Source organism: Paenibacillus sp. Y301, assembly GCF_059445505.1.
Map to the genome: position 1 here is coordinate 529,673 of NZ_JCAIUL010000002.1, position 11,681 is coordinate 541,353.

Consider the following 11,681-nt stretch of genomic DNA (forward strand, 5'->3'; position numbering starts at 1 on the left):
AGGATGATAGGTAATGGAGCGTAGAAATAAACAAAAAATAATGATGGTATGTATGGTGGTTCTGTTGATTAGCGTGCTTGGTGTTGGATGTAGCACGTCTAATAATAAGGAAACGGATGGAATAGAAGCCACATCTTCTTTAACGTTAGGATTGCTACCCTCAATTGATGCTATTCCGTTCATCGTCGCTCATGAACAGGGGTTCGATAAGGAACATGGCGTGAACTTGGATATTCAGACGTTCAAAAGTGCCAAAGACCGTGATGTGGCATTTCAAGCAGGAAAACTGGATGGCATTAGCGCCGATTTAATTGCAATAGCCATTTATAATGAGGCAGGACTAGATGTTAAAGTGACTAGTACCACTTTTGGAGAATTTGATTTATTAACAGGAAATAATGATATTCGTGAAGTGAAGGATTTAAAAGGAAAGACCGTAATTTTATCCAAAAATACTTCTACCGAATATACGGTTGCAACGATGCTCAAAAAGGCAGGTCTCACGGAAGAAGATATCACGGTAACGGAAGTACCTCAGATTCCAACAAGATTAGAATTATTAAAGAATAATAAGGCGGATGCAGCTATTTTACCTGAGCCCTATGTCACTATGGGGAAATCTGCGGGATTACGTGTGTTAAGCTCGACGTTAGATGCGGGTGTGAATCCGTTTGTCTTAGCATTTCAACAGAAGACCATTAGCGATAAAGAACAAGAGATTCAGGCCATGTATGCAGCGTATGATGACGCAGTTAACTATATGCAAACGCATGATCAATCGGAATACATGGATCTGATTATTACAGAAGTTGGATATCCAGAGAGTTTGAAGAACGATAATATCGTACCTAAATACCTTCCTTCTAATCAGGTGAATGTACAAGAGGTTGAAGCAGCTTTTACTTGGGCAAGGGAAAAAGGGCTTCTTAGTAAGAATATATTGCCAGAAGAAGTGATATCTGATGTCGCATTTAAGAAATAATGGACTTACGATCAAGGACCTAACTGTTAATTATGTAGAAGGGGAAGGGGTACTTAGACGTATTAATTTAACCGTTCCTGAGCATAGCATTTACACCATAATTGGTCCATCTGGGTGCGGGAAGTCTACTCTACTAAGAGCTGTAGCGGGTCTAATCCAAGAATACGACGGGGAGATCATCCTTGAGGGGGAATCCGTTCATAGAAGCGAGACGTTAATTGGACTTGTGCCGCAAAGTTACGGTCTTCTTCCCTGGAAAACGGTTCAATCTAATATTGATATAGCGTTAAGAATCAGTCATCGTGATCGGATGCAAAAGAAGAATCAGGAACGGCAAATCAAGCAGTGGCTTGAAGCCATGGGTATTGCTGACTTAGCCAAACGTTATCCTCTGTCACTCAGTGGTGGTCAGCAGCAGAGGGTAGCTATTGCTAGAGCCTTTGCACTAGAGCCAACGATCATGTTGTTGGATGAACCCTTTTCAGCATTAGATGCGGTCACACGTGAAACGATTCAACAGCTTTTTGTAGAAAATTGGACTCTGCATCCGGCAACAACGTTATTCGTTACTCATGATGTAGAAGAGGCCATTCTACTTGGAGAAAAAATAATCGTTATGTCATTGAATAAAGAAGAATCACCGCTTATCATCGATAACGCCTCCGTATTTCATATGAAATATGAAGACAAGCGCGATAGTGATATTTTTTTTCAACAGACTAAGAGGATTAGAAAGGTAATACAGGAACAATGGTGAACCGAAATAAGAAACATATCCTTCATATCGTTAGGCTATTATTCGTATTTTTTATAATGAATGTGGTGTGGTATATTGCCTACCTGCTCATTAGCCATCCGATTCTTCCAAGTCCGCTCGCGGTATATTTCTCTATAGGAAATTTGGACGAGAAATCGATTTGGCTTCATATTTGCTATAGTCTATTTCGTATTTGTGCCGGTCTATTATTAGCGTTAACGATTGGCATGCTGATTGGCTTGCTTATGGGTCGTTCCCGGCTTTGGAATAAGTTATTAGATCCTATTGTTTATCTAACCTATCCCATTCCCAAAATCGCCTTATTACCCGTTGTGATGTTATTCTTCGGGCTGGGTGAAACATCCAAGATCTTGATGATTATGTTGATATTACTTTTTCAGATCATTATATCTGTACGCGATGGTGTGAAGGCGATCCCAGATAGTACATACGATGTATTGACCAGTATCGGCGCAAGTCGATTGCAAAAATTCTGGCATGTTACGTTACCTGGCGCTTTGTCCGTAATACTCAGTACGATTCGGATTTCATTAGGTACAGCCATATCTGTTCTTTTCTTTACAGAAATCTATGGTACAGAGCATGGAATGGGGTATTTTATTATGGATGCTTGGTTAAGGATGGATTATACAGAGATGTATGCGGGGATTATGTTGTTTAGTCTGATCGGATTTGTACTATTTATGTTGGTAGACTATCTAGATTCTAGATTCATGAAGTGGCGGAATTCATAAGTGCAACAGGTTATGATCAAAAAGGAACCGTTCCCAGTGGTTAGTAGTAACCCTTGGAATTGGTCCCTTTTTGTTTAGTTCAATAAAATTACTTCCCTAGTTGTTTATCAGCTTCAGCAATAGGATGCTCATCGCCTTGATCTTCATTCTTACCACCACTTGTAAACCAGCCAATGACTGCAATTAATATGAGAACAATGTAGAACGTAGCTTTCCATGCTGTGCTATGGGCAAATGTTTCTGGTAGAACACCCAATTCGGGATGAGCAAGGGTGATAATGGCTAACTTGACTCCTACCCAACCGACAATGGCGAATGCAGCAACTTCCAGCCCCGGACGGGAATGTAGCAACGTAACAAAGTAAGATGCAGCGAAACGCATAATGATTAGTCCCATAAGTCCTCCAGCAAATACGACAATGAACTGACCTGCATCTAAGCCGCCAATATGTCCCAATCCACTTGGAGGTAAGGCTACTGCAAGAGCCACCGCAGCTAGAATAGAATCAACTGCAAAGGCCATATCCGCGATTTCGACTTTGACTACTGTCATCCAGAATCCAGATTTCTTTTTTTCTTTAACAGAAGAACCTTCGAGAGCTTCATCCGTTTTAGATTTGCTGACAAACTTCCTGATAATGTTATTCGCAGCAATAAACAATAAGTAAAGAGCTCCAATAGCCTGCACCTGCCAGATATCGACTAGGTATGAGATAATGAATAATGATCCGAAACGGAGGACGAATGCTCCTACAAGTCCATAAAACAACGCCTTTTTTCTCTGCTCATCAGGTAAGTGCTTTACCATAATAGCCATTACTAACGCATTATCTGCGGCGAGAAGTCCTTCCAACCCTACGAGTACGAGAAGAACCCAACCATACTCTAATATTAATCCTAAATCCATTTTGCGCTCCCCCTTAGTGTCCTTAGTATGTTTCAAAATATATAAGAAAAACGTCAATTGACGTGCCTTAACGATGAGCATTAAAAAAGACCTTTACCAAAAGTGTGAATCCCTTCAATAAAATCAAGGGTATTCCCAATTTGGTAAAGGTCTCGCTAACAATTGTATATAACAATTGCCAATAAAGCCGGAGAAACTACTCTCGTATTGACGACTTTATTTATACAGCTACTCCCCTTTACGGGTATATAGAATTTCTTGTATGTTAGAATAATATAGCCGAATCATATATTTTTTCGGAGTTATTGTCAATAGAAAGGTTATGATAAAAATGAAAATGCCTGAAATAACCACTTGGGACTATGGAATTCACCAAGTTAAAATATCAATGTCTTATCCATTACGCTGGGTCAATAGTTATGTGTTACATCATTCATCAGGTGTTACCATTATCGATCCGGGGCCACACAATGATGAAACCGAAGAAGAATGGAAGAAGGCACTTGAACGTTTGGGTTATTCACTCGAGGATGTAAGTGAAGTATTTGTAACACACCATCATCCAGACCACTATGGTTTAGCGGGTTGGTTTCAATCACAATGTAACTGTCCGGTATACATGTCTCAAAGAGCTCATGATGAGTCGCTCCTAATGTGGGCCTCAGATTCTGTCATCCATAGGGATTTCACGTTATGGCTGCGACAGCATGGATTGCCAGATGAATGGGCTGATCAAATGGAGCAGCACCTCCTTGATTTCATCCCTCAAGTTTCGCCTACACCACATATTACAATCGTTAACGGTGGAAGCATCCTAGAAATGGGTGGTCTACCTTGGTTGGTCATAGAAACAGGGGGGCATGCGCCCGGGCATCTATCTTTATATAATCAAGAGTATGGCCTTATCGTCTGTGGGGATGCAGTCTTGCCCCAGATTTCACCTAATGTGAGTCTTATTCCGGGTAGTGATCCTGAACCGTTGTATACCTTTATGAATAGTTTAGAGAAACTCAATCAATATGAGGTGAAACAGGCCTTTCCAGGGCATAGGAATCCATTCTCTACCTTTCATCATCGTATAGATCATTTACAAACACACCATGAACAACGATTAATGGAGGTTGAGAAGTTACTAGTTGAATACCCACGAAGTGGGTATGAGATTTGTACGCATCTATTTGGGAATAAACTGACCCTTCATCAAATGAGGTTTGCCCTATGTGAAGCTCTTGCACATGTGCAGGAATTAGTTCGTCGAGGTGAAGCACAATCGACATCTAGCTCAGAGGGAGACATTCTCTTCAAAGCCATTATTACTACTGATTAATTCATGAGTGTTAAAAAATAGTAGGAGAATAGAAAAACCGTAGACCAAGATTGAATACCTTGGCCTACGGTTTTTTTGATCTAAGTATCCATAAATTAGAGTAGCTTTTTTAACAAATTTAAAGAAACCAACTTATTCTAGCCCTTCTTCAGACAAGGGGTTGAATTCTTTGCCATCTTCAGCGAAATTCTCCTCTTTTTCTGCTTGTTTTCTATGTGCGATACGACTACTGGCTGCAGCAGCGACTGCACCGACGATATCATCGAGGAAAGTATGAACTTCTCCTGAGGTTTTATCATTAAGTCTTTCTAAAATACCTGGCTTTAGCTTGTCCACATATCCATAATTCGTGAATCCAATACTGCCATAGACATTGACAATAGAGAATGCCAATATTTCATCCACACCATAAAGTCCTTCGTCATTGAGCAGCATTTCTTGTAATGGAGAGTGTAATTTGCCCTCTTCTGCTAATATATCTAACTCAATCCCCGTTATGACGGCATTCTGCACTTCACGTTTACTAAGTACCATCTCGACATTGTGGACACATTCCTCCATCGTCAAGTTAGGATAGTACTTTTTCTGAAGTAACATCACGAGTTCAGCAATGTCATCAATCTGGACACCTCGTTGATCAAGCAATTTAAAAGTGGCTTCAGATACAGCTTTACTATTTAGACTATACGGATTACGTTCATCTTTCATCCCTTACACCTCATTCTTTGGTTTTAATAAATTTCACTTTCTGACCCTAATGGCAAAATAATAGTTATTTTTTAGAAAAGGGCTCGTATATATACTAGTACAAACTGTATAAAATACGTTAGGGAGGCTCATAGATTATGTCAAAAAATAAAATACGCAGCATCTCCGCTGCTGGACTGTTGGCTGTTCCCATTATATTATCTGGATGCGGAGGATTTACTAAACAATCGATGGATATTGATCCACCACCAGCTCAAGTGGAAGCCGAAATGTTACAAGCTGTAAATGGTGTCGTTACACCATCCCCACAGGGTATAGCTCCAGCTATGGCACCAACATCTACCATATATTTAACAGATCAATATGGATTGTTGGCTCCAGTATCTCTAGGGTTGCCACCACAAGAGAACAAAGATAATATGCTACTCCGTCAATCACTCGAAGCTATGGTCCAAGATGGACCTTATGCAGCATACCTACCAAAGGGGTTCACAGCAGTATTACCTAAAGGTACAGAGGTGAAGACAGTCACGATTGAGAAGGAAAAGAAACTTGCAGTGGTGGAATTCAACAAATCGTTTACCCAATATGATGCCCAGAATGAACGAAAGATGTTAGAGGCGGTAACTTGGACACTTACGGGTGATGCCAACATCAACCAGGTTCAATTTTGGGTAGAGGGGGAAAAAATAACGGAAATGCCTCTCAATCATACGCCGCTTGTTCAATCACTCGGACGAAGTATGGGAATTAATCTGGAAAAAGGGGATGGGGCAACCTATACCAATTCTAGCTCGGTAACGGTGTATTTCTCCTCAGAATCACCAGATGGAATACAATATTATGTACCGGTAACAAGGTTGGTCGCACCCGGACAGAATACATTGCAAGCAGCGCTCGATGAGCTCATTCAAGGTCCTCAACTAAGAGGGGGGCTGGAACAGGTAATGACGTCGGACACGTCTCTAGAGTCTGTGAAGACAGCGGAAGACGGAACGGTTACGGTTTCTCTCAAGGAAGATATGTTTCTTAAAGGGGAGAAGGTTCCTTCTCAGTTCCTACAATCTGTTGTATTAACGGTTACTGAGAATACGGTTAATAACAAGGTGAAAATACAGCTTAATGGGGAATCTAAAGTTGTAGGTGAAGATAATCAAGTATATAGTGAGCCTGTATCAAGACCGAAGTATATTAACCAAATACCAATCTAAAAGAGGTTCCTCCTTCAAAAGGTGCTTTTATTCCTACACTTTGATAAAATAAGGTTTGCAAAATAGGGACGCTAATGATGTAGGGGGCAGATAATTGTGAGATCAAACGGACGGAATAACGATCAACTTCGGACAATGAATATAACGACAAATGTAAATAAATATGCAGAAGGTTCTGTATATATAGAAATGGGAGACACCAAGATCCTTTGCACAGCAACGGTGGATGAGAAAGTACCTTCATTCCTAAAAGGACAAGGAAAAGGATGGGTAACAGCGGAATATTCCATGTTGCCAAGAGCAACTCATTCCCGAAATCAACGGGAAGCCAATCGTGGTAAGCTTACTGGTCGGACGATGGAAATTCAGCGTCTAATCGGAAGAGCGCTCCGCTCTGTAGTGAATCTACAGGCTTTGGGTGAGCGTACGATTACACTGGATTGCGATGTGATTCAAGCAGATGGGGGTACGCGAACTACTTCCATTACAGGTTCTTTTGTAGCTCTATGTATTGCTGTGAATAAGATTGCTCAACAGCACAAGCTTCCTGTATTTCCAATTACAGATTATTTGGCTTCCGTTAGTGTTGGTGTTGTAGGTGGCCAGACATTATTGGATCTGAATTATGAAGAAGACTCTAAGGCTAAAGTGGATATGAACTTGGTCATGACAGGAAAAGGACAATTCGTTGAATTGCAAGGAACAGGTGAAGAAAGTCCATTCTCCCGTGAAGAGCTGAATCAATTGCTTCAGATTGGGGAAGAGGGAATTAAAGAAATTATTTCACGCCAAAAAGAAATTCTTGGTCCAATATCACTTCTGATCGGCTCTGGATTAGCGGCAAAAGGAGTCTAACATGAAGCTAGATCAGGATATTATCATTGTTGCGACTAAGAACAAAGGGAAAGTGAAAGAATTTGAGCATGCTTTTGCACAATTGGGTAAGCAAGTGAAGAGTATGTTTGATTATGCTGAACTTCCTGATGTGGTTGAAGACGGACTTACGTTTGCTGAGAATGCTCTTAAGAAAGCAAAGACGGTTGGAGATACGCTGGGGCTTCCAGTACTCGCAGATGATTCAGGGCTGTCTGTAGAGGCATTAAATGGACAACCGGGTGTATACTCTGCACGTTATTCCGGTGAACATGCAACGGATCAGCAGAACAACGAGAAATTATTACATGAATTATGCCAGTTGAAACTGGGTGAAGATACGGAACAAACCTTATTAAGCCCAGCAAGATTCATCTGTTCGTTAGTGCTATATAATCCAGCCTCAGGAGAACATATTGAGACTTCTGGTTCTGTATCAGGCTGGATTACGACAGATGTTGCAGGTGCTGGTGGGTTTGGCTATGATCCACTGTTCTACCTCTCAGAATATGATAAGACAATGGCTGAGTTATCCATAGAAGAGAAACAGTCTATAAGTCATCGTGGTGTAGCATTGCGGGAATTAATAGCTAAATTAAAGGGATAAATGTACATTTCAATGTGCGTTAATAAAGAATAAGAAGAGGCTGCCTAGCGTTCTAGGGTAGCCTCTTCTTATACTTATTTTAGCGAATGGATACATGATATGTGCGGAGCCAATAATCAATTTGCGCTAAGTAGGCAAATAATTGGGGACCTGACATTAATTGACCGAACCACGGTAGATTAGAAGATGCATCTGGAGATGAGGCGATTTCCCGAATTTTAGCGACATCAATGAGGGGTAGAAGTGGTGATGTAGGGTCATCTAATATGGTTAGTAGTTGCTGTTTTACAGCTGCAAGGAAATCAGGGTTATGTGTTTTAGGATAAGGGCTTTTTTTACGATAAAGAACATCATTCGGGAGTACCCCTTCTAAAGACTTACGAAGGATGCCCTTTTCACGATTACCTGCCATCTTGATGTCCCAAGGAATATTCCATACATATTGTATTAATCGATGGTCACAATAAGGAACGCGGACTTCCAAGCCGACACCCATACTCATTCGATCCTTACGATCAAGGAGGGTAGGCATGAAGCGTGTAATATTAAGATAAGACATGACGCGCATTTGAGCTTGTTTACCGGTTTCTCCATATAGTTTAGGGACTTCATTCACGGCTTCTGAATATTTGTCACCTAGGTATTCGAGAGGAGAGATCCAATTGCGTATTTCAGGGGATAGCAGGCTAGCCCTCATATCTGATGCAACAGCCCAAGGGAACGTTCCTGAATTTAACATGTCTTCCCGGTGAAACCATGGATATCCCCCAAAGATCTCATCCGCAGCTTCACCAGAGACTGCAACAGTAGCTTCCTTCTTGATCTCTTGGCAGAATAAATACAGAGATGAATCCACATCAGTCATTCCAGGTAAATCGCGAGCCCTAGTAGAAGCTTCTAACGCACCAATGAGTTCGGGAGTATCAATTTCAATGTAGTGGTGAGTAGTCCCAAGCTCTTCGACCATGCGTTTGATCCAAGGAGCATCGGCTCCGGGTTGGAATGAATGGGATTTGAAGTGTTTATCATTATCCACATAATCAACGGAATAGGTGTGCATTTGTTCTTGCCCTGAGCGTTGATAGAAATCTACAGCTAATGCAGTTAACGCACTGGAATCTAGACCACCGGATAACAGCGTGCATACGGGAACATCAGATATTAATTGGCGTTCAAGTGTATCCTGAAGAATTTCCTTTAGCTTGCGTGCGGTAGTGTTCTCATCATCTTCATGTACATGACTCTCGAGCTTCCAGTAAGGGTAAGTACGTAGACCATTACGGTTAAAAATCATGGCGTTTCCTGGACGAAGTTCATGAACGTTGCGGTATACACCATGCCCTGGCGTACGTGCCGGCCCAATAACAAAGATTTCTGCTAATCCTTCAGGTCCCACAACGGGTTCCACTTTTGGATGCTGAAGAAGAGCCTTAGGTTCCGAACCGAATATAAGTGTTTCGTCGATATGACTATAGAAAAGTGGTTTTACTCCTACGCGATCACGCGCAAAAAAGACTTGTTGGCGAACACTATCCCAGATGGCAAAAGCAAAGATACCATTGAAACGATCCACACAATCGGGTCCCCATTCAATATAAGACACTAATAATACTTCTGTATCGCAACGCGTACGGAATTGATATCCACGTTGGCGTAATTCTTTTGTAAGTTCTGCCGCATTATATAGTTCTCCGTTATATACAATGGCGTACACATCATCATCCTGATGTACAATCATGGGTTGTGCACCGTTCTCTGGGTCAATGACACTTAGTCGTCGATGTCCGAATGCACAAGGATTGGAGATCCAAGTTCCAGAAGCATCAGGCCCACGTTGAGCTAGACTGTCAGTCATTTGGACGAGCAATTGTGAATCCTGTGTTAAATCACCGCTCCATTGTATAAATCCGGTTATTCCGCACATGACGGTTCATCCTCTCTTTGTCGGTTGTCCATATCTGCCCTTTCTTTTACCAAAGTCATATAGAATATGCCGAAGGAAGGGATAAAATGTCTGTCCTTTAAGGAAAACTATAGGTGAGTCTCATGATTACAGCGTCGAAAAAGGGGGAAAAGATGTCGTGGATAAACGTAAGTATTATGTATCCGTACATGGAAGATCGGTTCTAATGGACAGGGGTGCAACGACTTATGAATGGGAGATCGAAGCGACAGAGGAACAAGCTCAAGAAATCAGACGATTAATGGAATTAGTAAAAGATAAGGAAGAAGATGCTTTTTTAGGGTTCACATTTCCTTGGCCAGATACGCCCGAGCTTGTTGTAAATATGACCTATCAGAATGCACTAGATGATGTGTATCAGCGAATTTATGAGTGGGGTTCGATGGATACTCGTAAACAGATGAAGGAATCAGGCGTGAATGCATTTCTACATTCATATGACGGATAAGAGCATACCATCCAAATTATATAACTCATATTCAATCTTCGGTATTACCATACTATAGACAGGAGGTGATATTCGATGGCGGAGAAATTCAAGAAAAATAAAGGTAATAAGTATACTCATAATAATGAATTCGCTGAAGAGGTTATTGCCAAACATCCAGTCAAACATACCGATGACAGAATAGATTGGCGTCGTGGTAACAGGTAAAATAAGACGCTTAATTGAATTTGTAAATAATTAACTCTGGTTTGGGTATTGATAAATTGTGAGGATGCGTTATAATAAATAACGCACCCTCTTAAAAGAGTTATGACAAATTCAACTTCTTACATACATATGTCATTATTCTATAAACCAAGGTGCAAACCATTATGTTCATGTCTCAGTAGCTCAGCTGGATAGAGCAACGCCCTTCTAAGGCGTCGGTCGGGGGTTCGAATCCCTCCTGGGACATAAAAAAAGGATCTCCTTTAGGAGATCCTTTTTTGCGTCCAGACTGATTTAAAGATAAAACCAACCTTTTATTATTAGTATAGAAGGGGCTGGTTTTTTATGCCCTGATGGTGAGAACCCTAACTTGATGCTAAAGGGATTGAAGTACAATCACTACAACTCTATCAACCATAGAATACTACTATCAAATGATAGGAGGTATATTATGGATAAAGTAAAAGTAAGTCCGAGATTTCAAAGACTATGTAACCAATTTGCATCAATTCTAGGTGGTGCACATGAAATTACTCCAGGTCCTGTATGTTTCGTCAATCGGTCAAGAAGAATTAATGCGACAATCGAGGGAAGACGTACGCACTCACCGTTGGTTAGTCATCAACTCTTTTCCTTTGAATCCTTAGATTCATCGGGTCGTGCGCTCTGTTTAGGTGAAACTGGGCTTCTTCAAAGCCAAGCCAATCGATTAATTCGTAATCTTCAGAGCCAAGGGATTACAGTAACAGCTCTTCATAATCACTGGTTAAAAGAAAATCCTAGAATCATGTATGTTCATTGGCAGGCCATCGATGAACCAGTAGCATTTGCAAGAAAAACAAAACAGTCTATTGCTTTCTTGGGATAGATAAAAACAAACAATCACCCTTAGAATAATGGGTGATTGTTTGTTTTTATGATTACTTTTTTAAACTT

13 protein-coding genes and 1 tRNA gene are annotated in these 11,681 nt (G+C 40.9%); 11 read left to right on the forward strand and 3 right to left on the reverse strand.

From position 1 onward, the window contains the following. The first annotated feature begins 13 nt into the window (after positions 1–13). Genes AC1D69_RS05955 through AC1D69_RS05965 form a run of 3 tightly spaced genes read left to right on the forward strand, consistent with a single transcriptional unit; the run spans position 14 to position 2,494 of the window. Complete coding sequence (locus AC1D69_RS05955; RefSeq protein WP_495455218.1) at positions 14–982, forward strand: ABC transporter substrate-binding protein; 969 nt, start codon at positions 14–16, stop codon at positions 980–982. Continuing rightward, positions 963–1,739 carry an ABC transporter ATP-binding protein gene (locus AC1D69_RS05960; RefSeq protein WP_495455219.1) on the forward strand — a complete coding sequence of 259 codons (777 nt, stop codon included), beginning with the start codon at positions 963–965 and terminating at the stop codon, positions 1,737–1,739. Before AC1D69_RS05955 ends, AC1D69_RS05960 begins: the two co-directional genes overlap by 20 nt. 56 nt (positions 1,740–1,795) lie before the next feature. Further along, positions 1,796–2,494 carry an ABC transporter permease gene (locus tag AC1D69_RS05965; protein ID WP_495455220.1) on the forward strand — a complete coding sequence of 233 codons (699 nt, stop codon included), beginning with the start codon at positions 1,796–1,798 and terminating at the stop codon, positions 2,492–2,494. 88 nt (positions 2,495–2,582) lie between these two features. Here the strand turns inward: AC1D69_RS05965 and AC1D69_RS05970 are convergent, their stop codons facing one another. Further along, on the reverse strand, positions 2,583–3,401 hold the full coding sequence (locus tag AC1D69_RS05970; RefSeq protein WP_495455221.1) for a TerC family protein: 819 nt from the start codon (positions 3,399–3,401) through the stop codon (positions 2,583–2,585). Between the two features lie 388 nt (positions 3,402–3,789). On the opposite strand from AC1D69_RS05970, the gene AC1D69_RS05975 reads away from it, so the two are divergent. Further along, a complete protein-coding gene (locus AC1D69_RS05975; RefSeq protein ID WP_495455222.1) occupies positions 3,790–4,728 on the forward strand; it encodes an MBL fold metallo-hydrolase in 939 nt (312 codons plus the stop codon). Positions 4,729–4,860: 132 nt separating this feature from the next. Here AC1D69_RS05975 and AC1D69_RS05980 read toward each other — a convergent pair whose 3' ends face one another. Continuing rightward, on the reverse strand, positions 4,861–5,436 hold the full coding sequence (locus AC1D69_RS05980) for a phosphatidylglycerophosphatase A family protein (RefSeq protein WP_495455223.1): 576 nt from the start codon (positions 5,434–5,436) through the stop codon (positions 4,861–4,863). Between the two features lie 134 nt (positions 5,437–5,570). Between AC1D69_RS05980 and AC1D69_RS05985 the strand changes: the two genes are divergently transcribed. The 3 genes from AC1D69_RS05985 to AC1D69_RS05995 all read left to right on the forward strand — a co-directional run bounded on the left by AC1D69_RS05985 (position 5,571) and on the right by AC1D69_RS05995 (position 8,127). Further along, positions 5,571–6,647, forward strand: a complete 1,077-nt coding sequence (locus AC1D69_RS05985) for a GerMN domain-containing protein (protein ID WP_495455308.1) — start codon at positions 5,571–5,573, stop codon at positions 6,645–6,647. 93 nt (positions 6,648–6,740) lie between these two features. Further along, positions 6,741–7,502 carry a ribonuclease PH gene (gene rph, locus AC1D69_RS05990; protein ID WP_495455309.1) on the forward strand — a complete coding sequence of 254 codons (762 nt, stop codon included), beginning with the start codon at positions 6,741–6,743 and terminating at the stop codon, positions 7,500–7,502. A gap of 1 nt (position 7,503) precedes the next feature. Next, positions 7,504–8,127, forward strand: a complete 624-nt coding sequence (locus AC1D69_RS05995) for an XTP/dITP diphosphatase (protein WP_495455224.1) — start codon at positions 7,504–7,506, stop codon at positions 8,125–8,127. Between the two features lie 79 nt (positions 8,128–8,206). Here the strand turns inward: AC1D69_RS05995 and asnB are convergent, their stop codons facing one another. Further along, entirely contained in the window at positions 8,207–10,051 is a 1,845-nt protein-coding gene (asnB, locus tag AC1D69_RS06000) for an asparagine synthase (glutamine-hydrolyzing) (RefSeq protein ID WP_495455225.1), read from the reverse strand. 157 nt (positions 10,052–10,208) lie between these two features. On the opposite strand from asnB, the gene AC1D69_RS06005 reads away from it, so the two are divergent. From AC1D69_RS06005 to AC1D69_RS06020, 4 genes are all read left to right on the forward strand, one after another. Beyond that, positions 10,209–10,538 carry a hypothetical protein gene (locus AC1D69_RS06005; RefSeq protein WP_495455226.1) on the forward strand — a complete coding sequence of 110 codons (330 nt, stop codon included), beginning with the start codon at positions 10,209–10,211 and terminating at the stop codon, positions 10,536–10,538. 75 nt (positions 10,539–10,613) lie between these two features. Then, entirely contained in the window at positions 10,614–10,745 is a 132-nt protein-coding gene (locus AC1D69_RS06010; protein WP_495455227.1) for a hypothetical protein, read from the forward strand. Between the two features lie 172 nt (positions 10,746–10,917). Further along, a tRNA-Arg gene (locus AC1D69_RS06015) sits at positions 10,918–10,991 on the forward strand. 205 nt (positions 10,992–11,196) lie between these two features. Continuing rightward, positions 11,197–11,613 carry a DUF1259 domain-containing protein gene (locus AC1D69_RS06020; protein WP_495455228.1) on the forward strand — a complete coding sequence of 139 codons (417 nt, stop codon included), beginning with the start codon at positions 11,197–11,199 and terminating at the stop codon, positions 11,611–11,613. Positions 11,614–11,681 lie beyond the last annotated feature (68 nt).

Excerpts from the sequence above, each read along its gene's own strand:
- AC1D69_RS05955 (WP_495455218.1), top strand. The coding sequence starts at position 14 with ATGGAGCGTAGAAATAAACAAAAAATAATGATGGTATGTATGGTGGTT.
- AC1D69_RS05960 (WP_495455219.1), top strand. The coding sequence starts at position 963 with ATGTCGCATTTAAGAAATAATGGACTTACGATCAAGGACCTAACTGTT.
- AC1D69_RS05965 (WP_495455220.1), top strand. The coding sequence starts at position 1,796 with ATGAATGTGGTGTGGTATATTGCCTACCTGCTCATTAGCCATCCGATT.
- AC1D69_RS05970 (WP_495455221.1), bottom strand. The coding sequence starts at position 3,401 with ATGGATTTAGGATTAATATTAGAGTATGGTTGGGTTCTTCTCGTACTC.
- AC1D69_RS05975 (WP_495455222.1), top strand. The coding sequence starts at position 3,790 with ATGTCTTATCCATTACGCTGGGTCAATAGTTATGTGTTACATCATTCA.
- AC1D69_RS05980 (WP_495455223.1), bottom strand. The coding sequence starts at position 5,436 with ATGAAAGATGAACGTAATCCGTATAGTCTAAATAGTAAAGCTGTATCT.
- AC1D69_RS05995 (WP_495455224.1), top strand. The coding sequence starts at position 7,504 with ATGAAGCTAGATCAGGATATTATCATTGTTGCGACTAAGAACAAAGGG.
- asnB (WP_495455225.1), bottom strand. The coding sequence starts at position 10,051 with ATGTGCGGAATAACCGGATTTATACAATGGAGCGGTGATTTAACACAG.
- AC1D69_RS06010 (WP_495455227.1), top strand. The coding sequence starts at position 10,614 with ATGGCGGAGAAATTCAAGAAAAATAAAGGTAATAAGTATACTCATAAT.
- AC1D69_RS06020 (WP_495455228.1), top strand. The coding sequence starts at position 11,197 with ATGGATAAAGTAAAAGTAAGTCCGAGATTTCAAAGACTATGTAACCAA.